We start from the raw sequence: 21,304 nt of genomic DNA, 5'->3' as shown, positions 1-21,304 counted from the left end.
AGCATGGTCGCGCAGCAGATCATCAATGCGGTCAGCCTCGGCGGCGTCTATGCGCTGCTGGCACTCGGCCTGGCGATCGTCTTCTCCATCGTCGGCCTCATCAATTTCGCCCATGGCGAGCTGATGACGCTGTCGGGCTATGCGCTCCTGGCTTCGCTGGTGCTCGGCTTTCCCTTCCCGGTGGCCGTGCTTGTCGCCGTGTCCTGCGGCGCGCTCGCCGCTGTCGCCATGGAGCGTATCGCCTTCAGGCCGATGCGTGGCGCCAGCGTCACCAGTCTTCTGCTGACCAGTTTCGCCGTGTCCAGCCTTTTGAAAGTTGTTTTTCAGAACGGCATTTCGGCCCGGCCGCAGGCTGTCGCCATGCCCGGCTGGATGACCGGCGCCTTCTCCTTCGGTGATTTCACCATCGGCGTCGGTCCCAGCATCTCGATCGTCGTCTCGGCGCTGGCGCTGATTGCGCTGGAGGTCTTCCTGCGCCGCTCGGTGACCGGCACGGCGATGCGCGCGGCGGCGGAGGATTTCGACGTCGTGCGCCTGATGGGCATTCCGGCCAGCCGCATCATCGCCACCGCTTTCCTGCTCTCCGGCTTGCTGGCGGGGTTGGCGGCCATGCTGTGGGTGGCGCAGCGCGCCTCGGTCGATCCGCTGATGGGCTTCACGCCGGTGCTGAAAGCCTTCATCGCCGCCGTCGTCGGTGGGCTGGGCAGCCTGCCGGGTGCTGTCGCGGGCGGTTTCCTGCTCGGCATCATCGAGGTGCTGCTGCAGGCGACGCTGCCGGCGGCGATCGCGCCCTATCGCGACGCCATCGTGCTGTCGGGTGTCATCGCCGTGCTGCTGTTGCGGCCGCAAGGCCTGATCCCGGCGGTCCGGGTCCAGCGTAGCTGATCTGATGTACAGCAAGCCGGAATTCGCGCCGCTGTCGCGCGACGCCGTGTTCGGCCTGATCGAGGCGGCCGCCTTCGCCACGGTGGTGACAGCAGGGCCGCAAGGGCTCGTCGTCTCGCATCTGCCGTTCGTGCTCGACCGTACGCGGGGCGCAAACGGAACGCTGGTCTCGCATCTCGCCAGGGCCAATCCGCACAGCGAGCTGATTGCGCAGGGCAGGGAGACGGTTGGCGTTTTCCACGGGCCGCATGGCTACATCTCGTCCTCCTGGTATCCGCGCAACCCGGTGCGCGACAGCGCGCCGACCTGGAACTTTGCGGTGGTTCATTGCCACGGCCATCCGGTGCCGCTCGACGAGCACGCCACTGCCCGGCATCTGCTGCAACTGGTCGACGTGCTGGAAAAGGGTCGCGACGACCGCTGGCGCATGCGCGAACTCGGTCCCGGCGGCATGGAACGGCGCATACCTCACATCATCGGCTTCGACCTGCCGATCGAGCGGCTCGAAGCCAAGTTCAAGATGGGGCAGGATGAGCGCCTTTACGATACGGGTGGCGCCATCAGCGCGCTGGAGGAGAAAGACCCGGCGCTTGCCGCGATGATGAAGGCGCACAACGCGCATCGCAAGGACTGACCGGAACGCCGGCAAGGAAAACAAAATGATCCCCAATCTCAACATCGTGCCGTTCGTCAGCGTCGACCACATGATGAAGCTGGTGCTGAAGATCGGCGTCGAACGCTTCCTCGTCGAACTTGCCGGCTATATCGAGGATGATTTCCGCCGCTGGGACCTGTTCGACAAGACGCCGCGTGTCGCCTCGCACAGCGCCGAGGGCGTCATCGAACTGATGCCGACCAGTGACGGCGAGGTCTATGGCTTCAAATACGTCAATGGCCACCCCAAGAACATGCGCGAGGGCCGCCAGACGGTCACCGCCTTCGGCATGCTGGCCGATGTCCACAACGGCTATCCGGTGCTCTTGTCGGAAATGACCATCCTGACCGCGCTGCGCACGGCGGCGATGTCGGCGCTTGCGGCAAAGCATCTGGCGCCAGTCGGCTCCCGCAGCATGGCGCTGATCGGCAACGGCGCCCAGGCCGAATTCCAGGCGCTGGCCTTCAAGGCACTGCTCGGCATCGACACATTGCGCCTCTACGATATCGACCGTTCGGCGACCGAGAAATGCATCCGCAATCTGGCCGGTCTCGGCTTCGACATGACCGCCTGCACGACCGCGCAGGAGGCGGTCGAGGGCGCCGACATCATCACCACCGTCACCGCCGACAAGCAGTATGCCACCATTCTCACCGACAACATGGTCGGCTCCGGCGTCCACATCAACGCGGTCGGCGGCGACTGCCCGGGCAAGACAGAACTGCACCGCGACATCCTGTTGCGCTCTGACATCTTCGTCGAATATCCCCCGCAGACCCGTATCGAAGGCGAGATCCAGCAACTCGCACCGGATCATGAGGTCACTGAACTGTGGCAGGTCATATCAGGCGCCGTGCAAGGAAGGCGCGATGCCGGCCAGATCACGCTGTTCGATTCCGTCGGCTTCGCCATCGAGGATTTTTCGGCGCTACGCTATGTCAGGGATCAGCTGAAGTCGACCGGCCTCTACCAGGAACTCGACATGCTGGCCGACCCCGATGAGCCGCGCGACCTGTTCGGCATGCTGTTGAGGGCGACCCGGCAGGATTGAGGACGATTGGGCGCGCCCAGCGCCTGTTTGTCCCGGCACGACCGCGATCTTCATCAGCTCGCCCGTCCGAATGGAAAAATTGTTCGTCGCGGCCGCGACGAAGGGCCGATCGTTTCTTTCCCGGCAATTCGAAGTCGATGAGACTTGCGCGCGTTGATGGCGGCTATGGTCGCGCAAAAGTGCCTGCATGTTCAATCGGCTGGGTTTTCCGAGTGGTGATTTCAAACAACACCCGGAAAGCACTGGGAAAGGAGCCTGATATGCCTAGAATAGTGCCTGTGCTCGATTTGAGCCGTCTTGAGCAAGGCGCGTCGGAACGCCGGACATTTCTGGCGGACTTGCGCTCCGCTTCGCGCGACATCGGCTTTTTCTACCTGGCCGGACATGGCATCTCCTGGGCGGAGATCAGCGAGGTACTCACCGCATCGCGTCACTTCTTTGCCTTGCCGGAAGCCGACAAGCTTGCAATCGAGATGGTCAAGTCCTCGCAGTTTCGCGGCTATACGCGCGCGGGCGGCGAACTGACCAAGGGCAAGGAGGACTGGCGCGAGCAGCTCGACATCGGCGTCGAACGCCCGGCAATCGCGCAAGGGCCGGGGGTTCCCGCCTGGACGCGGCTGCAGGGACCGAACCAGTGGCCCGCGGCGCTGCCGGACCTCAAGCCGGCGCTGCTTGCCTGGCAGAGCAAGGTGACGGCCGTGGCGATCCGGTTGCTCAAAGCCTTCGCGCTGTCGCTCGATCAGCCCGAGGATGCCTTCGACCCGATCTATCGCGGGGAGCCCAACCATCGCATGAAGATCGTGCGCTACCCCGGCCGCGATGCAACCGGCGGCGACCAGGGCGTGGGCGCGCACAAGGATGGCGGTTTCCTGACGCTGCTGCTCCAGGATGACAACAAGGGGCTGCAAGTCGACTATGACGGCGCCTGGGTCGATGTCGATCCCATTCCCGGTACGCTCGTCGTCAATATCGGCGAATTGCTCGAACTGGCCTCCAACGGCTATTTGCGCGCGACAGTGCATCGGGTCGTGACGCCACCCGCCGGCGTTGAACGCATTTCGGTGCCGTTCTTCTTCAGCGCAAGGCTCGATGCGACGATACCGTTGCTTGGCCTTTCCGAGGAATTGGCGGCGCAGGCGCGTGGACCGGCCAGCGATCCGGACAATCCGCTGTTTCGCGATGTCGGGACCAATGTGCTGAAAAGCCGGCTGCGCTCGCATCCCGACGTCGCGAGGCGCCACTACGCGGATCTGCTTGAAGGGGAAAGCCGGGTTGGTTGAGCTTCCTGGCGAAGAAGGGACGGAATTTTCGCTATTCTGACCAATCTTTAGAAAATCATCCGTCGTATCTGTCCGAGAATCGGTTCAAAAGAGAAAAATCCGTTCGGTGTTTTCCTCCCATTTCACTGAGCGGTGTTCCCCTCTGAAGGTTATGACCTTCTTTTTGGCCGGGCCGCTTTCGCGCCCGGCCATTTTTCTGGAGCAATTCCACGTGCCTCGGCGTTGCCGCCGCCGCGCTGATCCGGCAAGCTTCAAAACCGTTCATTCGCAAGCCATCGACCGCAATCCGCGCAAGGAAGGAAAGGTCCCATGACATCCAATGTCGCCGTCATTGCCGGTGCGGGCTCCGGCTTGAGCGCCTCGCTGGCGCGCCTCCTTGCCAAGGAAGGGTTCAGCGTCGTTCTGGCCGCCCGAAACATTGAGAAACTCGGTGCATTGCAGGCTGAGACAGGCGCGCAGGCCGTGGCAACGGATGTCTCCGATCCCGCGTCGGTGGAGCGTCTGTTCGATGTCGCCGACAACGCCGGTCCGCTCTCGCTGGTGGTTTTCAACGCCAGCGGACGCGCTCGCGGGCCGATAGCCGAGCTCGATCCCGAGGCGGTCCGGCAGGCTTTGCTGGTTGGGGCCTATGGCGGGTTCCTGGTCGGCCAGCAGGCGGCCCGCCGGCTGGTGGCTCTAGGTTCGGGCTCGATCCTCTTCACCGGCGCGACAGCAAGCGTGAAGGGCTTCGCCGGCTCCGCCGGCTTTGCGATGCCCAAATTCGGCTTGCGCGGACTGGCCCAGTCCATGGCCCGTGAACTGGCGCCGAAGAACATCCACGTCGCGCATTTCATCATCGATGGCGCCATCGCCTCGGCCGCGTCCGGGCAGGAGTCCGGGCCACCGGATCGCCGGCTGTCTCCGGACGCCATCGCCGAGGCCTATCTCTCCATCCATCGACAGCACCGCAGCGCCTGGACCTGGGAAATGGAGCTGAGGCCCTGGGTCGAAACCTTCTGATGGCTGCGCGGGGGTGCGACTTTGGTGCAACCTGTGGGCACGGTTGGGAGGAGTCGACATTGGATGAGGATATCACTATATAGCGGCGGCCTCGTTGGCTGGTGCCTTGAGGCGCAACGTAAAAGGCGGCTGTAGCGACAGCCATTGAGATTAAGAAACGGACTGAAAGCCGTAAAAGGTAGAAGCAATTGCTCGGAGCGGGCCAGATCCCGCCAACGGTACAGTCCTTCAGAATCAGAAAATGTTCTTCACCCCTCGATTTCCTTCGGCTCTGTGGACCCTGCACGGCATTGACTTGCCGGCTGGCCGCGACTCGGCTGGAATGGGAGCATGCATCCTTTGCGGGATGCCGACGTTTATGATTACCAACCGGCTTTGCCGCCAGGGAACAGCAGTATGAGTGAACACGCCATCGAGTTCTTGCGGGGATGGATCGGCGAAAAGGTCCATTGCCAGTCCCAGGCCAGGATCGACAAGCAGGCCGAGACATTGGCCAGGGAATGCGCCGCCAAGGCGGCCGAGGTCGGCATCCCGCTGGAGGACATCCAGGAAGAAGTCGGCGATATCCAGGAACTCATTGCTTCCCGGCTCGAGGAAGCGGCCGAGGCCGACGAGCACCAGCAGGCCTCCAGCAAGGCCGCGGAATAGATTTTAACGGCCATTCTGTCTGAATGCGCGGGCCCGCCGGCCCGCGTTTTCGTCTCAGCCGAACTTTTCTTTCAGCCCGAATTTTTCTTTCAACCAGGTCTTCGGCAGTGCCGGCACGAAATTGCCGTCGCGCCCGGTCATATCGTCATTGGCGACCAGGGCGTTGAGGATCGATTCCTCGACGGTCTGGATCACCGCATCGAAGAACGGATCGATGTCCGTATCGGGAATGAAATCGGCGCTGGCGATTCGGCCCGACGGGGCCAATGCGGCGGCAGGGTTGGCTGTCGAGAAGGCGAGAAAGATATCGCCCGAGCTGTGATAGCCGAAGCCGCCGGTCATGGCGACGCCGAGCGGCACACGGCGAGCCAGCCGCTTCATCTGGTGCGGCAGGAATGGCGCATCGGTGGCGACAACGGCGATGATCGAACCCTTTTCGGCGCGGGGCGTGCCTTCGCGGATAGCCGGTTCCGTGAGTTCCGGCCCGGCACGCAGGCCACGAAGGGTAAAATTGTGGCGCTGGCCGAAATTCGACTGCACGAAGGCACCGACCGTGTAGGAATGCCCCTGCCATTCAACTATGCGCGACGCCGTGCCCGACCCGGCCTTGAAGCCGAAGGTGATCATGCCTGTGCCGCCGCCGACGCTGCCTTCCTCGACCGGCCCGCCGGTTGCGCCGTCAAGGGCTTCGGTCACGTGCTCAAAGGTCAGATGGTGGCCGTTTATGTCGTTGAGAAACCCGTCATAGGTTTCCGCCGCCACCGGCAGGCCCCAGCCGCTGTCGAGCGCGGCCGGCAGCACTTGATGCATCCAGCGCAGCGTGCCGTCGCGCGAGACACCGCAGGAATGCGTGTTGGTGATGGTGATCGGGAAATTGAAGGCACCGGTTTCCTCGACGATGTACGAGCCGGTCAGTTCGCCATTGCCGTTCTGGCTGAAGATACCGGCGAAGACCGGCGTGGCCAGATCGGTGCGCGGCCTGGGCAGGATCGCGGTGACACCGGTGCGCACTGGCCCCTTGCCGACGACGAGCGCACCGTCCCCGGAAATCAACGTCGCATAGCCGACAGCGACGCCGGACACATCGGTGATTGTGTTGAACGGCCCGGGCGTTCCGTCGAAGCCTATGCCGAAGCTCCGCGCGCGCGGCTTGCCGCTGGGTGTGGCCAGAAGGTGCGGATTTCCGGTCATGGTCAGAACAGCGATCCCTGATTGCCGGGTTCTTTCGCCTTGGCCGCTGGCTTGGCAGCCGGCTTCGGCCGCGCCGCACCGCTGGTTGCCACCGCATCCGCCGTGCCGTCGGCGAACTCCAGCGAAAGCGCCATCCCCGATGTCACGTCGGCGGCCTGCTTGATGACCGCGCCGTCGGCATCCTTCACCAGCGCGAAGCCGCGCGCCAGCACGGCCTTGTGCGACAGCGTGGTCAGCAGGCGCTCTGCCTGGCTCAACTGGCCGCGCAGCCGCTCGAGCCGCAGCGAGATGACACGATCCTGCCTCCTTGCGAGCGCTGCCAGTGCATCGGCCTGCTGCTTCTGCCTTCGTGCGATCGGTGCCGGCGACAGCCGCGTCGCGGTGCGCGCAAAGCGCGCGCGCCGTTCGCGCACGATGGCAAAGAACGCCGCCTGCGCGCGGGCGAGGTCACGGCCGGTCAGCGTGCGCGCCTCGTTGATGCGCCGCGACAGTGTGGCCGGCGTCAGCCTTTGGCCCTGGAGACGCGCCCGCTTGCGATCGACGCTGACGGACAGGCCGCGGCCGAGCCGGCTCGTCGCCTCATCGAGGCGCCGGCGCGGCAGCGCCAGCAATTGATCAGGCGAGGGCAGCGCACGCGCCGCCGCGCGCGCGGCCTGCCGCTTGCGTTCGAAATTGCGTGAGATGGCCGCCTTGAGCCGCGCGCCAAGGCTGGCAAGCGTCGCTTCGAGGTCGGCCTTCACCGGCACGGCGATTTCGGCCGCGCCCGTTGGTGTCGGCGCCCGCACATCCGCGACGAGGTCGATCAGTGTCCAGTCGGTTTCATGGCCGACCGCCGAGACCACCGGAATTCCGGAGGCGGCAACGGCGCGGGCGAGCGCTTCGTCGTTGAACCCCCACAGATCCTCCAGGCTGCCGCCTCCGCGCGCGACGATCAAGAGATCGGGACGTTGGATTGGGCCATCCCAGGCCAGTGCATTGAAGCCGGCGACGGCATTGGTCACTTCCACGCCTGATGTCTCGCCCTGCACGCGCACCGGCCAGACCAGCACATGCAGCGGAAAGCGGTCCTTGATGCGGTGGATGATGTCGCGGATGACGGACCCGGTCGGCGAGGTGACGACGCCGATGACGCGCGGCATGAAGGGCAGCCGGCGCTTGCGGCCGGCGTCGAAAAGCCCCTCGGCCTGCAGCCGGCGCTTGCGTTCCTCCAGCAGCGCCATCAGCGCCCCGGCGCCGGCCGGCTCCAGATTGTCGATGACGATCTGGTAGTTGGACTTGCCGGGATAGGTGGTGAGCTTGCCGGTGGCGATCACCTCCATCCCTTCCTCGGGACGGAATTTCAGCCGGCTCATCGTGCCTTTCCACACCACGGCGTCGAGCCGGGCGCGGTCGTCCTTCAGCGCGAAATAGGCATGGCCGGAGGAGTGCGGGCCGCGATAGCCGGAGATTTCGCCGCGCACCCGCACATTGCCGAAGACGTCCTCCACCGTACGCTTCAGCGCGCCGGAGATCTCGCTCACCGTGTATTCGGTGGCGTTGGTGCGTGATTCGGATGCTGCTTCGCTCATCGGCCGATTGGGGGTTGGTTGGCGCCCCACGTCAAGGCGCCCGTATCCGTTCGCGCGCTCAAGGCGCCCGATTTTTCCCTACCAGCCGGGCAGGATCTGGTTCGGTCTCGTTCGCTTCATCTTGGCAAAGGCGAGTGCGGCGAAGTCGAATGTTCCCGTCTCCTCGCCAAGCGGCACCGAGATGTTGTCCAGGCTCTCCGAGATGTGGCGGGCAAGCGCATCGACGATCTCGGGCCGCGAGGTCTGGCCGCGCATGATGCCGATGCGGCAGTCGGGCAGGGCGCCGAAACCGTCGGCCTCACCCAGCACCCGCATGCCGGGCCTGAGCGCGCATTCCGGCAGCACCGAGATCGCCAAGCCCGAAAGCACGGCTGCGGTGATGACGGTCGCCGAGAAACTGGTGAACAGGATGCGATAGTCGCGGTTCTGCTGGTCCAGCACATCGACGGCGGCGCGCCGCCAGATGCAGTTCGGCCGGCCAAAGGCCATCGGCAGCGTTATCTGTTCATGTGTCGCATGGTTGGCCGAGGTGACCCAAAGCAGCGGTTCGCGCCGCACCACTTCCGACTGGCCGCGCACATCGTTGTGCGTCACCAGTGCCAGGTCGAGATTGCCGCGCTTGATATGTTCGACCAGTCCCGGCGTCGGCTCGCAGATGACAGTCAGTTCGACGCGCGGATTGGAGCGCGTGAAGCGCGCCATGATCTCCGGCAGGAAACGGTCGGCGTAATCGTCCGGCGTGCCGATGCGGATCGTGCCTTCGAGCCGCTGGTCATCGAAGGCGGCCAGCGTTTCGCGGTTGAGGTAGAGCAGCCGTCTTGCATAGGAGAGCAGCTTGTCGCCTTCCTCCGTCAGCCTGTTGCTGCGCCCCTCCTTCTCGAACAGCGGCTTGCCGATCCGCTCTTCCAGCCGGCGCATCTGCATCGACACCGCCGACTGGGTACGGTGCACCTCTTCGGCTGCCCGCGTGAAGCTGCCGGTATCGGCGATCGAGATGAAGGTTTGCAACTGATCGAGATCGAGCGGCGCTTTCATCGGTCCAATCCATCATTGATGTTGATGCTAAAGATTAGAAACATTCGTTGGATTAATCAATCGGCCGATGGCAAATTGGTATCGTCCACATCAACCCAATGCATGTCACCCAAAAGTGGACACCGGTTTTGGGGCAGCGACATGCATCTTTGAAAGTGAATCGAAGCCGGAACGGCCGCTGTCGCCAGCGCCGACTGCTTGGCTTTGTCCGTTCGAAGCTTGAAGGAGGCCGACATGACCACGATCGATTTCGCTACCGAGACCTCGCGCATCACCTCGCGTCCGGCCGTTGCGATGCGCGTGGCCAATACCGTCTTCAACTTCTACCGCGCCTGGAAAAACCGCCGCGCCTTCTACCGTCTTGGCGAGATGTCGGACGCCGAGCTCGCCGATATCGGCCTGACGCGCGCCGACCTGCATGTCGCCATCGACGTGCCGTTTGGCCGCGACCCGACGGCGATGCTGCGTGAAATCGCCAGCGATCGCGTGGAGACGATCGAGGATCTTGCCCGCAAGGTGGCCTGATCGGTTGAGTTTCGGTCGCGTTGAACCTTTTCAGGGCTCAGCGCGACCAAAGGTTCTGCAGGCTTCCCACTCCCTGCCGGTTCCCCGCCGGCCTGCCTGCACGTTGCCCGGTCCTCCCAAGGACCGGGCTTTTCTTTGCCTCTGCTTCGTCATCCTTGCGCGTAGCGCCGCGTCGCTTTGCTCCTTGCTTCGCCCCAGGATGACGATCGAGAAATCCTACCTGCGATCCATATCGCGCTTGAACTGATCGAAGATCGTTTCCACGCCCTTCTGATAGTCATCGCGCTGCTGGGCGCCGGTCTCGAACATCTTGCCGAACAAATCGTCGAACGGGTTCCTCGGCCTGCCGCTCGGGTTGGTCTGTGGTTGCGGCGCCTGGCGCTGCTGCGGTGCCTGAGGTTGAGGCGCCGGCTGCCCGCCGCCCAATCCGCCGCCGCCCTGCCGCAGCATTTCCTCGAAGATCTTTCCCAGCGGATTGTCACCATAGGGGCTCTGCGTCTGCTGTGGCTGCGGTCGGGCTTGCGGCTGCGGCGCGCCGCCACCAAACATGTCCTGCAGCACCTTGCCGAGCGGATTTTCACCATAAGGGTTGGGCGCTTGCTGCGGCTGGCTTTGCCCGCCGAACATGTCCTGCAAGACCTTGCCGAGCGGGTTGTCCATCGGGTTCTGGGGCGGCGGAGCCTGACGCTGTGGTGGTGCCGGGGCCTGCATGCCGCCTTGCCGCATCATCTGCTCGATGATCTCGCCGAGCGGATTGTTCCCACCACCGCCGAAGCCTCCCGCGGACTGCATCTGATTTGTCGTCTGCTTGAACAGGCCGCCCATCACCATCGAGGCGATCGCGGGCAGCATCTGCTGCAGGACCTGCTGGCTGACGCCGCTCGCTTGCGCAGCCTGGCTGGCCACGGCGCGTGACAGGTCCTTGGACCCGAACAGATGTCCGAGAATGCCGTTGCCTTCATCGACGCCTTGCGGCGAGAACGCCCGGGTCGCGTCTTCGAAATATTTGGCGTGCTGGCCGCTTGCCATGGCCGTCATGAAGGCGCCGAGACCGTAGGGATCGGCGGTGTTGCGTTGCAACCCCTGCGAAAAGGCCGGCAGCAGTGCTGCGACCGCCGCCTGTGTCTGCTGCATCGAAAGCCCATATTGTTGGGCAAGCGCCTGCATGCCGTTGCCGTTCTGGGCCTGGGTCAGCATGTCGAACAAGGTAGGCATCGGCTTCTCCTCCTGAATTCCTTGGAAGAGAGCCTAATTCGTTTCAACACTCGATTGAAGCGGCTTTTGCCGTTCCTTAACGCGCGCGGTTAATAGGCGTATTCCATGAACACCGGCTCGATCGAGCCGCCCCAGCGCGTGTGGTAGGCCGAAAGCATCTCCTCGGCGCTGGTCGTGCCGCGCGCAACCACTTCGTCCAAAGTGTTGAGGAACGAGGTTTCGTCGTAGCCGTCACGGTTCTTCTTGCCGCGGTTCTTCAGCCCTGTGCGCGAGATTGCCAGCACATCGCGCGCCATTTCGCGCAGCGTGGCGTTGCGGAAGGGCGCGGAAATGCCCAGCTCCGGCACCGCGTTGCGCATGGCCAGCACTTCCTTGTAGGTCCAGCTCGAGGTCAATGCCTCGGCCGCGCCGAGCGCCGCCTCGTCATAGAGCAGGCCGACCCAGAATGCCGGCAGCGCGCAGATGCGCCGCCACGGGCCGCCATCGGCGCCGCGCATCTCGAGGAAACGCTTCAGCCTGACGTCAGGGAACAGCGTCGACAGGTGGTTCGCCCAGTCGCCCATCGTCGGCAGCCCGTCCGGCACTTCGTTGCGCGCGGCGCCGGCCATGAACTGGCGGAAGGTGATGTGCGTCATGTCGTGATAGTGGCCGTCGCGGATGACGAAATACATCGGCACGTCGAGCGCCCATTCGACATAGTCGGCGAAACCGAAATCGGGCGAGAAGCAGAATTCGAGCAGGCCGGAGCGCTGGTTGTCGGTGTCGCGCCAGATGTCGCCGCGCCAACTCTGCAGTCCGTTCGGCCGGCTCTCGGTGAAGGGCGAGTTGGCGAACAGCGCCGTCGACAGCGGCTGCAGCTTCAGCGAGACCTGCATCTTGCGGCGCATGTCGGCTTCGCTCTCGAAGTCGAGGTTAACCTGGATCGTACAGGTGCGGTACATCATGTCGAGGCCCTTGGTGCCGACCTTGGGCATGTAGCGCGTCATGATCTCATAGCGCGACTTCGGCATTTTCGGCGTCTCGGCCAGCGACCATTTCGGGCTGCCGCCGAGGCCGAGGAAGCGGATGCCCATCGGTTCGGCGATCTCGCGCACCTGCGCCAGATGCGCATTGCCTTCGCGGCAGGTCTGATGGATGGTCTCCAGCGGCGCGCCGGAAAGCTCGAACTGGCCGCCGGGCTCGAGCGAGATCGCGCCCTGGCCCGTCGGCTCGACCAGGCCGATGATGCGGCCGTCATCGATGATCGGGTCCCAGCCCAGCTTTTCCTGCATGCCTTCCAGGATGGCGCGGATGCCGCGCTCGCCGCCATAGGGCACTGGCGCGTTGCCATCGACATAGAAGGGGAATTTCTCGTGCTCGGTGCCGATGCGCCACTTGTCGCGCGGTTTGTTGCCTTCGGCCAGGTGCTCGACGAGTTCGTCGATGTCTTCGATCGGCCGGAAATCGGTTGTGTCGCGCGCCATGGTTCAGCCCTCAGAGGCGGTCGAGCGACCGCCGGCGGTAAATGGACGAAATGTCAGTAGCCGATCAAGCGAAAAATCCTGAGCCACAGGTCAAGAGGAATTGAAGGCCACGATCCGGGCCATCCCCTTGCAGGAAGTGACGTCCTACCAGTCTCCGACAGTTGCCTGCATCACCGCAAGTGCCGCTACAGCCGCCGTGTCGGCGCGCAGGATGCGCGGGCCGAGCGGAATGGCGGTCACGAAGGGCAGGGCGCGCAGCATCTTGCGCTCCTCGTCGGAAAAGCCGCCTTCCGGCCCGACCAGCAGCGCGAGCTTCCTCTCCTTTACCGCCTGCAAGGCAGGCAGCGGATTGTTGGTCGAGGCGTCCTCGTCGCAGAAGACCAGCCGCCGCTCTCTGTCCCAGCCGGTCAGCATGCGCTCGAACTTTTCCGCCTCGCGAACCTCCGGCAACGCCAGGACGCCGCATTGTTCGGCGGCCTCGACGACATTGGCGCGCAGCCGGTCGATGGACGGCTTGGCCACTTGCGTGTGCTGGGTGATGACCGGCTGCAGGATGCCCGCGCCCATCTCGACCGCCTTCTGCACGAGATAGTCAAGCCGCCCCTGCTTCAGCGGTGCGAAACAGTAGATGAGGTCGGGCAGTGGCGGCTGCGGCCGCTGCAATGCCAGCACCCTGAGCTTGACCGCTTTCTTCGACTTCGCCGCGATGGCCGCCGACCACTCGCCATCGCGGCCATTGAAGACCAGGATCTCGGCGCCTTCGCCAAGCCGGAGCACATGCATCAGATAATGGCTTTGCTGCTGACCGGCGTCGAATTCGGCATCCGCCCCGAGGTCGTCGGGCACGAACAGGCGTTGCATCTTGTAATTGGCGCGCATCGCCGAGGAATGAGCGAGCCGGCCGCCTGCGTCAAGTCTCGGCCGATGCATGCCAAACAGGTCGAAAGCCATGTCGCAGGACATTGAGCGTTGTCGCTGGCGTGAGCAGCAAAAGCATCTTTTCGCCGAGTGAGCCGAAATCGGCGGGTGGGTCATAACCGGCGAACGACCAGCGCAGTGCTTGGCCGCCGCGCAGGGCATAGGCTGAACCGCCGTCCGCAACCATGGCGCCGTCCGGCAGGCCGCCAAGGTCTTCAACGACAGCCACAGGCGGCTTGCCCCCCGAAGCCAGCCGCTCCTTGTGCAGACGTTTGTCGACCTGCGGGGCGCGCGGTTCGGCAATGCCGAAGGCTTCACCGAAGCGCTGGACAAATTCCTTGGCCCGTTCGCGCTGGCAGAAGAAGCAGGGGCGGTGTCCCGCCGCCAGGGCCGTAACCTCGTCGAGGAAGAAAAGCTCGGTCCAGCCGGCCTTGCCGCCGGGTCTGTTGCGGCCCATCGGCTCGCGCCGCACATTGCGGAATTGGCACACGCAGATGATCCAGGCCTGAAGCGCCCAGCGTTTCCTGAGCAGAATCTTGGTTTCGGGATCATGGATGATGCCGCGATTGCCGGTGAACAGGCCGCGCTCGGGCACGGCGTGGATGGCGCCGAACGGATCGACCCTGTTCTGCAGTGGCATAGTTCTCTCCTGGGATACGCATCTTGGCTGCTGTGCGGGCGGCATGATATCGCTCGTCGCATCATTTTCATGTCAGCAGGATTTTGCGATGCGGGTGCTGGTGGTCCAGAACTACGACAATACCGGCCTCGGCCAGGTTGGTGCCGCACTCGCGGAAGCGGGTGCCGATCTCGATGTGCGCCTCCCCTACAAGGGCGACCCGCTGCCGCAGGATGCGGCCGGGCACGATGCCATGGTGGTGCTCGGCGGCGGCCAGAATGCGCTGGCCGACGATGAATATCCCTATTTCCCGGCGTTGCTTGAACTGACCCGCGATTTTGCCGGCAAGGACCGCGCCGTGCTCGGCATCTGCCTTGGCAGCCAGCTCGTCGCCCGCGCCTTCGGTGGCGAGAACCGCATCGGCGCCGCCAACGAATTCGGCTGGCGCGGCGTGTCGCTGACGCGGGATGCCAAGGCCGATCCGGTGCTGGCTGAATTGCCGGAAAAATTCCCGATCTTCCAGTGGCACGACGACACATTCGAACTGCCGCAAAACGCCGTACGTCTCGCCGGCAATGATGTCGCCGAAAACCAGGCGTTCCGTGTCGGCCGCGCCGTCTATGGCTTCCAGTTCCATTTCGAAGCCGATCGGCCGATGGTGAAGGACTGGTGCACCTCCTTCGCCCCCACCATTGCCGCGCGCCATCCCGACTGGGCCGGCAAGCTCGATGGCGAAATGGCCCGCAATGGACCCGACGCCGATGCCGCCGGGCTGGCCATCGCCCGCGCCTGGGTGGCGACCATCTGAGACGCCCGCTCGCCAGGGCGAATTTCGAAACAGTCTCTGAGCGTCCATTCCTGCGCGTGACATAATTGGCACGCGGCCGTGAAACCGGCTGGGGAAAACCTCTTTCATTCTTGGCTTGTGTCCGCCCGCCATTCTAGAAGGCGCGCGCTCTGCATCTGAAGTGCAACCGCGATGGACCTTTTGTGTGACCCGTGCGACACACCGTCGATACAGAACGCGCCTAGAAGCGCGAAATCGTCGAAACTTTGAAGCGAATTCTCCGTTTCAACGCATTGGTAACCGCCTGGTGCACAGATGCAGAAAGCTCAACAAGAGATGACCTCCGTGAAAGCAGCGCTTCTGTCCTTTGCCATGTTGTCCGCCATCGTGCTTTGCGGTCTCGGCATCTATGCCGCCGATGCCGCCAACAACCACAACGCCGTAGACGGCTACGGCGTTACCGCCTCGCTTCGCTAAAGCCGGCTCGCTGGCGACGCTTCCTGCGGCGCGGCTCAAGCTTCTTTTATTGTCATTTCCAGGATGCGTTTGTCCGCTCCGTCCACGACGAGCGCGGTAAGCATGCCTGATTGCCAGGCAAGCGTGTCGACGTTGACGCGGTTGGCCATCACTTCGGCCTCGGGGACGGGTGTGTGGCCATGCACCACGATCTTCGGGAACAGGCCGGTGTAATCGTGGAAAATGTCGCGGATCCAGATCAGGTCCTGCGGGCTCTGCTTGTCCAGCGCAATGCCCGGCCTGATGCCGGCGTGGCAGAAGAAGAAGTCGCCTGATGTCACCGAGAACGGCAGCGACCGCAGGAAATCGACATGGCTTTGCGGCACGGCTTCGAGCAAGGCCTGATGTCCGCGTCTCATCGTCTCCGTCTTGCCGAACCAACTGGCGTCCGCGGTGAGGGAGACCCCGTAGGACAGCGCCGTCTGGACGCCGCCATAGCGCATGAAAAGCCCTTCCGGTTCAGGGTTTCCCAGAAAATCGAGAAAGCCGATGTCGTGGTTGCCGGCCAGCATCAGGTTGCGCGGATCGCGTTTTCGGGCTTCGATCAGAAAATCGATGACGCCCTTGGACTCCGGCCCGCGGTCGACATAGTCGCCGAGATGGATCACCCGCCAGTCGCGAACCGGTTTCCACTCCAGCTCGCTCTCGATCCGCCGGTGCATGGCGGCCAGCAGGTCAAGCCTGCCATGCACGTCGCCGATTGCGTAAAGGCGCACATCGTCCGGCCCATGCGCGTTGAGAAAATGGATGCCGGGTTCCGCCAAGGCCTCGTGGTCTCCGTGGTCAGGCTGTCATCGGACCCTAGCGCCGGAGCTGGTCCTTGCCCATGTCCGTGACCAGACGCTTTCCGCACAGCGCCAGCGTGATGTCCATCTCCTTGCGGATGATTTCCAACGCTTTGGTAACCCCTTCCTTGCCGAGCGCGCCCAGGCCGTAGAGGAATGGCCGGCCGATATAGGTGCCCTTGGCGCCGAGGCAGAGCGCCTTCAACACGTCCTGGCCGGAGCGGATGCCGCCGTCCATGTGCACTTCTATTTTGTCGCCAACCGCGTCCGCGATCTCTTCCAGCGCCATGATCGACGACGACGCGCCGTCGAGCTGGCGCCCGCCATGGTTGGAAACCACGATCGCGTCGGCGCCGGTCTTGGCCGCCATCAGTGCATCTTCCTTGTCGAGGATACCCTTTAGGATCAGCTTGCCACCCCAGCGTTCCTTGATCCAGGCGACATCCTTCCACGACAGTTGCGGATCGAACTGCTCCGTCGTCCAGGATGACAGCGAAGAGACGTCACCGACACCTTTGGCGTGGCCGACGATGTTGCGGAAGGTGCGGCGCTTGGTGCCGGCTATGCCCAGGCACCAGCGCGGCTTGCTGGCCAGGTCGATGATGTTAGCCAGCGTCATCTTGGGCGGCGCCGAAAGCCCGTTGCGGACATCCTTGTGGCGCTGGCCGAGGATCTGCAGGTCGAGCGTCAGCACCAGGGCCGAGCACTTTGCCGCCTTCGCCCGGTCGATCAGGTCGAGCACGAAATCCTTGTCGCGCAGCACATAGAGCTGGAACCAGAACGGTTTCTTCGTCACCGAGGCGACATCCTCGATCGAGCAGATGCTCATCGTCGACAGGGTGAAGGGCACGCCGAATTCCTCGGCCGCTCGCGCGGCCAGCATCTCGCCGTCGGCGTGCTGCATGCCGGTCATGCCAGTCGGCGCCAGCGCCACGGGCATCGACACTTTCTCGCCGATCATGGTCGATTCCAGTGAGCGGTTGCTCATGTCGACCAGAACGCGCTGGCGGAACTTGATCTTCTGGAAGTCTTCTTCGTTGGCTCGATAGGTGCTCTCGGTCCAGGCACCGGAATCGGCATAGTCGAAGAACATCTTGGGCACGCGCCGGCGGGCGAGATCCTTGAGGTCTGCGATGGTGAGAATGTCGCTCATGATGGTCCCCGCTTAATCGAAATGACTAGGAGCGTCTGCGTGCTGGTTCGCTATCGCCGGCTTCCGAACGCTGCCGCAGCCTCAGCCGCGACACCCGTTGCCAGTCGCCGCTGCGCTCGGCTTCGGCCATGGATCGCTCAACATAAATCATGTGGTCCATCGCCGCCTGCCGGGCAGCTGTGGGATCGCCGGCCTTCACCGCGCCATGGATTGCCTTGTGCTGCGCAAGCAGCGCCTCGCGCGCGCCGGGCACGGTGAATACCAGCAGCCGGTTCTGGAATACGCCTTCCGACAGCAGCCGATAGCAGGAGCGCAGCGTGTGCAGGAGCAGGATGTTGTGCGCGCATTCGCAGATCGCGTGATGAAACTCGACGTCGATTTCAGCCTCGTCGTCGAAATCGCCGGTGCGGTGCGCCTCGTCCATGCGCGCCATGATGCGGTCGAGCAGCGCAAGGTCCTCCGGGGTGGCGCGCCGCGCCGCATATTCGGCGGCGATGCCTTCGACCTCGCGGCGGTATTCCAGATAATCGGTCACCGCCTTGCGATGCATCGAGATCAGGTCGGCCACCGGCTTGGTGAACAGCTGGCCGATAATGTCGGCGACATGCGTGCCGCCGCCGGCCTTGGTCGTCAGCAGCCCGCGCCCTTCGAGGGCCTTCAGAGCATCGCGCAGGATTGGCCGCGACACGTCGAACTGGCGCGCCAGCTCGCGCTCGCCGGGCAAGCGATCGCCCGTGCGCAGTACGCCTTCGAGGATGAGGCTCTCGATCTGCTGCACCACCTCATCGGCGGTGCGCGAATGCTCGATCCTGGAAAAAATGTCGCTCAACAGAATGCCTGGAAGGTGAACCGGTGTCGCACAGGATAAAGCCTGCGTCGCCAACTGGTCAAATTATTTATCCAATTGGTCGAAGCGCGTCGGTTTCGCCGCCCGCCGCTCTATGATCTTCGGCTAAACTTTGCTGTTTGCGTCGTCCGGCGATTGGCCCTAGAGGGACGCGAACGCCAAAAAGGGTCAAAGAAAGAGGGTTCAGAGAAACCCGGGGGACAAGCCGTGTCAGACGACCCGTCCAATCTCGAGTTCCAGCCGCGCGCCAAGGGCAGCGTCATGGGTTTTCCCGCGCATGAGGGCCGGCCCGGCGCGCTCGGCGAAGTCCACGCCCGGCCGCATCCGCTCATTGAAAAGCCGCGCGTCCTCGTGCAACTCGCCTTCATGACGGAGGGCGGCTCCGGCGTCGACCACGCCGTGCTTTCCGAACTGTCGCGGCGCCTTGGCATCGCCGCGCCCGATCGCCAGGCCCGCCACCATGCGATGAAATGGGGCAAGGGCTCGCTGCGTTGGGAGCGGCATACCGAATTCTCGACCTATCTGTGGGAGGGGCCGCTTTCTGAAAATGGCAGGGCTCAGGAGGATTCGCCCTTCGGCAACGGCTTTTCGCCGCCGGGAACCGTCATCTCGGGCATCCGGCTCGAAATCCGCAAATGGACGCAAGTCAGCGAGCGGCTGATCGCGGCTTTCGACCCGACCAGCCTGTGCCACTCGCTGGTCGAGCGCGGCAACGCGGCAATCGTCACCGATTTTCGCCAGGATGGCGACGGCATGACCCGTATATTGGTGCTTGATCGCGGGCTGACGCCGGCCCGTACCGGGGCACTGTCGCAGCGGCTGATCGACATCGAGACCTACCGCACGCTGGCCATGCTCGGCCTGCCGCTGGCGCTGACCCTGTCGGGCCGCGCCCGCCGCATCGAGGACAGGCTGGCTCAGACCACGCTGGAAATGAAGGTCGCCGAGACACGCGACAGCCAGACGTTGCTGGCGGACCTGACCGAACTCGCCGCGGAACTCGAGGCGGACGCCGCCTCCAGCCTCTACCGTTTCGGCGCCAGCCGCGCCTATGACGGCATCGTCGTCGAGAGGCTGGAAGCGCTCGAGGAAGAGGCCGTACCGGGCTATGACACCTGGGGCGGGTTCCTGCAGCGCCGCGTTGCGCCAGCCATGCGCACCTGCCGCTCGGTCGAGGAGCGCCAGGCCAATCTGTCGCGCAAACTGACCCGCGCCACGACGCTGCTGCGCACCTGGGTCGATGTCGAGGTCGAGAAGCAGAACCGCGACCTGCTCGCCTCGATGAACAACCGCGCCCGCCTGCAACTTCGCCTGCAACAGACCGTCGAAGGCCTGTCGGTCGCCGCTGTCTCCTATTATGTCGTCGGCCTCATCGGCTATGTCGCCAAGGGCGCCTCGATCTTCGGTCACGCCTTCGCGCCGGAGGTCGTCACCGCCGCTTCGGTGCCGGTGGCCATCCTGTTGGTCTGGTGGGGCGTGCGCCGCGTGCGCCGGCTGCATTCCGAGCCGGCGAAGCACCCAGGCGAATAGCGGCAGATTGCCGCTACGGAAGCTCGTCCCGGGCCTTGGACGAGCGTCTTCACACCGCGGCATTTGCAACCGGCTCGCTTAACTGGTAAAAGATGTTGACCAGTCAAGCGAATGGGGGCTGCTGATGTCCGGCCTGGCCATGCCGAAACCAGACGACGCCACGATGCGCCGGCGCGACGAGATTATCGCGGATATGCGCATCATCGTGCCGGGTGAGGGCGTCGTTGACGCGACCAATCAAATGCGCGCTTTCGAGAGCGATGGCCTGACCGCCTATCGGCAATTGCCGCTGGTCGTCGTGCTGCCCGAAACGGTGGCGCAGGTCTCGCGCGTGCTGAAATACTGCAACGACCGCAACATCCGTGTCGTGCCGCGCGGTTCCGGCACCTCGCTGTCCGGCGGCGCGCTGCCGCTCGAAGACGCGGTCCTGCTGGTCATGAGCCGCTTCAACCGCATCCTTGCGATTGACTATCCCAACCGCACCGTCGTCGCCCAGCCGGGCGTCACCAATCTCGGCATCACCATCGCCGTCGAGCAGGAGGGCTTCTATTACGCCCCCGATCCGTCCTCCCAGATCGCCTGCTCGATCGGCGGCAACGTCGCGGAGAATTCCGGCGGCGTGCATTGCCTGAAATACGGCCTCACCGCCAACAATGTGCTCGGCATCGAGATGGTGCTGATGAATGGCGAGGTGGTGCGGCTGGGCGGCAGCCATCTCGACGCCGAAGGTTACGACCTGCTTGGCGTCATGACGGGTTCGGAAGGCCTGCTCGGCGTCGTCACCGAGGTCACGGTCCGCATCCTCAAGCGGCCGGAGACGGCGCGCGCGCTGTTGATCGGTTTCCCGACCAGCGAGCAGGGCGGCCAGTGCGTTGCCGACATCATCGGCGCCGGTATCATTCCGGGTGGCATGGAAATGATGGACCGGCCGGCGATCCATGCGGCGGAGGATTTCGTCCATGCCGGCTATCCCCTGGATGTCGAGGCGTTGCTGATCGTCGAACTCGATGGGCCGGGCGTCGAGGTCGATCATCTCATCACCGAGGTCGAGGCGATCGCCATCCGCAATGGTTCGACCACCTGTCGCATCTCGCAATCCGAGCAGGAGCGGCTGACTTTCTGGGCTGGGCGCAAGGCGGCCTTCCCCGCCGTTGGCCGCATTTCGCCCGACTACTACTGCATGGACGGCACCATCCCGCGCAAGGAATTGCCGCGCGTGCTGGCTGGCATGCGCGAGCTGTCGGAAAAATACGGGCTTGGCGTCGCCAACGTCTTCCATGCCGGCGACGGCAATCTGCATCCGCTGATCCTCTACGATGCCAATGTGCCCGGTGAACTCGACAAGGCCGAAAGCTTTGGCGCCGATATCTTGCGTCTCTGTGTCAAGGTCGGCGGCGTGCTCACCGGCGAGCATGGGGTGGGGGTCGAGAAGCGCGACCTGATGCCGGAAATGTTCAACCAGGCCGATCTCGACCAGCAGATGCGCGTCAAATGCGCCTTCGATCCCAACCATCTGCTCAATCCGGGAAAAGTGTTCCCGCAACTGCGCCGCTGCGTGGAACTGGGGCGCATGCATGTGCACCGGGGACAGGTGGCGTTCCCGGATATTCCGAGGTTTTGAGGATGGCCTGTCA

Annotated in this window: 22 protein-coding genes; 11 read left to right on the top strand and 11 right to left on the bottom strand. The window is 64.0% G+C overall.

Features of this window, described 5'->3' with window-relative positions:
- The first annotated feature begins 3 nt into the window (after positions 1 to 3).
- The 4 genes from MesoLj_RS32170 (at position 4) to MesoLj_RS32155 (ending at position 3,871) form a co-directional block, all read left to right on the top strand.
- A complete protein-coding gene (locus MesoLj_RS32170; RefSeq protein ID WP_140774912.1) occupies positions 4 to 885 on the top strand; it encodes a branched-chain amino acid ABC transporter permease in 882 nt (293 codons plus the stop codon).
- Positions 886 to 889: 4 nt separating this feature from the next.
- The gene (locus MesoLj_RS32165) at positions 890 to 1,519 is read left to right on the top strand and encodes an FMN-binding negative transcriptional regulator (RefSeq protein WP_140774913.1); all 630 of its coding nucleotides are present in this window, start codon (positions 890 to 892) and stop codon (positions 1,517 to 1,519) included.
- A gap of 25 nt (positions 1,520 to 1,544) precedes the next feature.
- Positions 1,545 to 2,591, top strand: coding sequence for an ornithine cyclodeaminase (locus MesoLj_RS32160; protein ID WP_202323856.1), 1,047 nt, complete (start codon positions 1,545 to 1,547; stop codon positions 2,589 to 2,591).
- A gap of 260 nt (positions 2,592 to 2,851) precedes the next feature.
- A complete protein-coding gene (locus tag MesoLj_RS32155; RefSeq protein ID WP_202323855.1) occupies positions 2,852 to 3,871 on the top strand; it encodes an isopenicillin N synthase family dioxygenase in 1,020 nt (339 codons plus the stop codon).
- A gap of 55 nt (positions 3,872 to 3,926) precedes the next feature.
- Here the strand turns inward: MesoLj_RS32155 and MesoLj_RS32150 are convergent, their stop codons facing one another.
- Positions 3,927 to 4,187: a hypothetical protein gene (locus tag MesoLj_RS32150; protein WP_202323854.1), complete on the bottom strand. Its 261-nt coding sequence runs from the start codon at positions 4,185 to 4,187 to the stop codon at positions 3,927 to 3,929.
- On the opposite strand from MesoLj_RS32150, the gene MesoLj_RS32145 reads away from it, so the two are divergent.
- A complete protein-coding gene (locus tag MesoLj_RS32145; RefSeq protein WP_202323853.1) occupies positions 4,181 to 4,870 on the top strand; it encodes an SDR family NAD(P)-dependent oxidoreductase in 690 nt (229 codons plus the stop codon). The two genes, MesoLj_RS32150 and MesoLj_RS32145, sit on opposite strands and share 7 nt — an antisense overlap.
- Positions 4,871 to 5,266: 396 nt before the next feature.
- On the top strand, positions 5,267 to 5,518 hold the full coding sequence (locus MesoLj_RS32140) for a DUF768 domain-containing protein (protein ID WP_056565310.1): 252 nt from the start codon (positions 5,267 to 5,269) through the stop codon (positions 5,516 to 5,518).
- A gap of 54 nt (positions 5,519 to 5,572) precedes the next feature.
- On the opposite strand, the gene MesoLj_RS32135 is transcribed toward MesoLj_RS32140, so the two are convergent.
- The 3 genes from MesoLj_RS32135 to MesoLj_RS32125 form a co-directional block, all read right to left on the bottom strand.
- The gene (locus MesoLj_RS32135; protein ID WP_202323852.1) at positions 5,573 to 6,709 is read right to left on the bottom strand and encodes a DmpA family aminopeptidase; all 1,137 of its coding nucleotides are present in this window, start codon (positions 6,707 to 6,709) and stop codon (positions 5,573 to 5,575) included.
- Positions 6,710 to 6,711: 2 nt separating this feature from the next.
- Positions 6,712 to 8,277: an exodeoxyribonuclease VII large subunit gene (xseA, locus tag MesoLj_RS32130; protein WP_202323851.1), complete on the bottom strand. Its 1,566-nt coding sequence runs from the start codon at positions 8,275 to 8,277 to the stop codon at positions 6,712 to 6,714.
- Positions 8,278 to 8,355: 78 nt separating this feature from the next.
- The gene (locus MesoLj_RS32125; RefSeq protein WP_202323850.1) at positions 8,356 to 9,312 is read right to left on the bottom strand and encodes a LysR substrate-binding domain-containing protein; all 957 of its coding nucleotides are present in this window, start codon (positions 9,310 to 9,312) and stop codon (positions 8,356 to 8,358) included.
- 234 nt (positions 9,313 to 9,546) lie between these two features.
- Between MesoLj_RS32125 and MesoLj_RS32120 the strand changes: the two genes are divergently transcribed.
- On the top strand, positions 9,547 to 9,837 hold the full coding sequence (locus tag MesoLj_RS32120) for a DUF1127 domain-containing protein (protein WP_056565295.1): 291 nt from the start codon (positions 9,547 to 9,549) through the stop codon (positions 9,835 to 9,837).
- Between the two features lie 216 nt (positions 9,838 to 10,053).
- On the opposite strand, the gene MesoLj_RS32115 is transcribed toward MesoLj_RS32120, so the two are convergent.
- The 4 genes from MesoLj_RS32115 to MesoLj_RS32100 form a co-directional block, all read right to left on the bottom strand.
- On the bottom strand, positions 10,054 to 11,052 hold the full coding sequence (locus MesoLj_RS32115; protein WP_202323849.1) for a DUF937 domain-containing protein: 999 nt from the start codon (positions 11,050 to 11,052) through the stop codon (positions 10,054 to 10,056).
- Between the two features lie 89 nt (positions 11,053 to 11,141).
- Positions 11,142 to 12,515 carry a glutamate--cysteine ligase gene (locus MesoLj_RS32110; RefSeq protein ID WP_202323848.1) on the bottom strand — a complete coding sequence of 458 codons (1,374 nt, stop codon included), beginning with the start codon at positions 12,513 to 12,515 and terminating at the stop codon, positions 11,142 to 11,144.
- Positions 12,516 to 12,659: 144 nt separating this feature from the next.
- Positions 12,660 to 13,394 (bottom strand): 16S rRNA (uracil(1498)-N(3))-methyltransferase, encoded by a 735-nt coding sequence (locus tag MesoLj_RS32105; RefSeq protein ID WP_202327566.1) that lies wholly within the window; start codon positions 13,392 to 13,394, stop codon positions 12,660 to 12,662.
- A 31-nt stretch (positions 13,395 to 13,425) separates the two neighbouring features.
- Positions 13,426 to 14,073, bottom strand: coding sequence for a hypothetical protein (locus MesoLj_RS32100; protein WP_202323847.1), 648 nt, complete (start codon positions 14,071 to 14,073; stop codon positions 13,426 to 13,428).
- A gap of 88 nt (positions 14,074 to 14,161) precedes the next feature.
- Here MesoLj_RS32100 and MesoLj_RS32095 point away from each other — a divergent pair, with 88 nt between their 5' ends.
- Positions 14,162 to 14,860 carry a type 1 glutamine amidotransferase gene (locus MesoLj_RS32095; protein WP_202323846.1) on the top strand — a complete coding sequence of 233 codons (699 nt, stop codon included), beginning with the start codon at positions 14,162 to 14,164 and terminating at the stop codon, positions 14,858 to 14,860.
- 324 nt (positions 14,861 to 15,184) lie between these two features.
- A complete protein-coding gene (locus MesoLj_RS36685; RefSeq protein WP_013893872.1) occupies positions 15,185 to 15,316 on the top strand; it encodes a hypothetical protein in 132 nt (43 codons plus the stop codon).
- A 35-nt stretch (positions 15,317 to 15,351) separates the two neighbouring features.
- On the opposite strand, the gene MesoLj_RS32090 is transcribed toward MesoLj_RS36685, so the two are convergent.
- From MesoLj_RS32090 to MesoLj_RS32080, 3 genes are read right to left on the bottom strand one after another with little or no spacing between them, the layout of a single operon-like run.
- Entirely contained in the window at positions 15,352 to 16,119 is a 768-nt protein-coding gene (locus MesoLj_RS32090; protein ID WP_202323845.1) for a metallophosphoesterase family protein, read from the bottom strand.
- Positions 16,120 to 16,156: 37 nt separating this feature from the next.
- Complete coding sequence (locus tag MesoLj_RS32085; protein WP_140774924.1) at positions 16,157 to 17,293, bottom strand: alpha-hydroxy acid oxidase; 1,137 nt, start codon at positions 17,291 to 17,293, stop codon at positions 16,157 to 16,159.
- A gap of 25 nt (positions 17,294 to 17,318) precedes the next feature.
- A complete protein-coding gene (locus MesoLj_RS32080; protein WP_202323844.1) occupies positions 17,319 to 18,122 on the bottom strand; it encodes an FCD domain-containing protein in 804 nt (267 codons plus the stop codon).
- Between the two features lie 225 nt (positions 18,123 to 18,347).
- Between MesoLj_RS32080 and MesoLj_RS32075 the strand changes: the two genes are divergently transcribed.
- Positions 18,348 to 19,670 (top strand): DUF3422 family protein, encoded by a 1,323-nt coding sequence (locus MesoLj_RS32075; RefSeq protein WP_202323843.1) that lies wholly within the window; start codon positions 18,348 to 18,350, stop codon positions 19,668 to 19,670.
- Positions 19,671 to 19,794: 124 nt separating this feature from the next.
- Entirely contained in the window at positions 19,795 to 21,291 is a 1,497-nt protein-coding gene (locus MesoLj_RS32070; protein ID WP_202323842.1) for an FAD-linked oxidase C-terminal domain-containing protein, read from the top strand.
- Positions 21,292 to 21,304: the final 13 nt, after the last annotated feature.

The organism is Mesorhizobium sp. 113-3-9 (assembly GCF_016756515.1).
Taxonomy (GTDB): Bacteria; Pseudomonadota; Alphaproteobacteria; order Rhizobiales; family Rhizobiaceae; genus Mesorhizobium.
Note: the sequence above shows the minus strand (reverse complement) of the source record. Positions and strands in the feature narration are given on the sequence as shown.

Excerpts from the sequence above, each read along its gene's own strand:
- MesoLj_RS32150 (WP_202323854.1), bottom strand. The coding sequence starts at position 4,187 with ATGTCATGGGACCTTTCCTTCCTTGCGCGGATTGCGGTCGATGGCTTG.
- MesoLj_RS32100 (WP_202323847.1), bottom strand. The coding sequence starts at position 14,073 with ATGCCACTGCAGAACAGGGTCGATCCGTTCGGCGCCATCCACGCCGTG.
- MesoLj_RS32070 (WP_202323842.1), top strand. The coding sequence starts at position 19,795 with ATGTCCGGCCTGGCCATGCCGAAACCAGACGACGCCACGATGCGCCGG.
- MesoLj_RS32135 (WP_202323852.1), bottom strand. The coding sequence starts at position 6,709 with ATGACCGGAAATCCGCACCTTCTGGCCACACCCAGCGGCAAGCCGCGC.
- MesoLj_RS32095 (WP_202323846.1), top strand. The coding sequence starts at position 14,162 with ATGCGGGTGCTGGTGGTCCAGAACTACGACAATACCGGCCTCGGCCAG.
- MesoLj_RS32110 (WP_202323848.1), bottom strand. The coding sequence starts at position 12,515 with ATGGCGCGCGACACAACCGATTTCCGGCCGATCGAAGACATCGACGAA.
- MesoLj_RS32105 (WP_202327566.1), bottom strand. The coding sequence starts at position 13,394 with ATGCGCGCCAATTACAAGATGCAACGCCTGTTCGTGCCCGACGACCTC.
- xseA (WP_202323851.1), bottom strand. The coding sequence starts at position 8,277 with ATGAGCGAAGCAGCATCCGAATCACGCACCAACGCCACCGAATACACG.
- MesoLj_RS32145 (WP_202323853.1), top strand. The coding sequence starts at position 4,181 with ATGACATCCAATGTCGCCGTCATTGCCGGTGCGGGCTCCGGCTTGAGC.
- MesoLj_RS32140 (WP_056565310.1), top strand. The coding sequence starts at position 5,267 with ATGAGTGAACACGCCATCGAGTTCTTGCGGGGATGGATCGGCGAAAAG.
- MesoLj_RS32115 (WP_202323849.1), bottom strand. The coding sequence starts at position 11,052 with ATGCCTACCTTGTTCGACATGCTGACCCAGGCCCAGAACGGCAACGGC.
- MesoLj_RS32125 (WP_202323850.1), bottom strand. The coding sequence starts at position 9,312 with ATGAAAGCGCCGCTCGATCTCGATCAGTTGCAAACCTTCATCTCGATC.
- MesoLj_RS32170 (WP_140774912.1), top strand. The coding sequence starts at position 4 with ATGGTCGCGCAGCAGATCATCAATGCGGTCAGCCTCGGCGGCGTCTAT.
- MesoLj_RS32160 (WP_202323856.1), top strand. The coding sequence starts at position 1,545 with ATGATCCCCAATCTCAACATCGTGCCGTTCGTCAGCGTCGACCACATG.
- MesoLj_RS32120 (WP_056565295.1), top strand. The coding sequence starts at position 9,547 with ATGACCACGATCGATTTCGCTACCGAGACCTCGCGCATCACCTCGCGT.
- MesoLj_RS32155 (WP_202323855.1), top strand. The coding sequence starts at position 2,852 with ATGCCTAGAATAGTGCCTGTGCTCGATTTGAGCCGTCTTGAGCAAGGC.
- MesoLj_RS32085 (WP_140774924.1), bottom strand. The coding sequence starts at position 17,293 with ATGAGCGACATTCTCACCATCGCAGACCTCAAGGATCTCGCCCGCCGG.
- MesoLj_RS32165 (WP_140774913.1), top strand. The coding sequence starts at position 890 with ATGTACAGCAAGCCGGAATTCGCGCCGCTGTCGCGCGACGCCGTGTTC.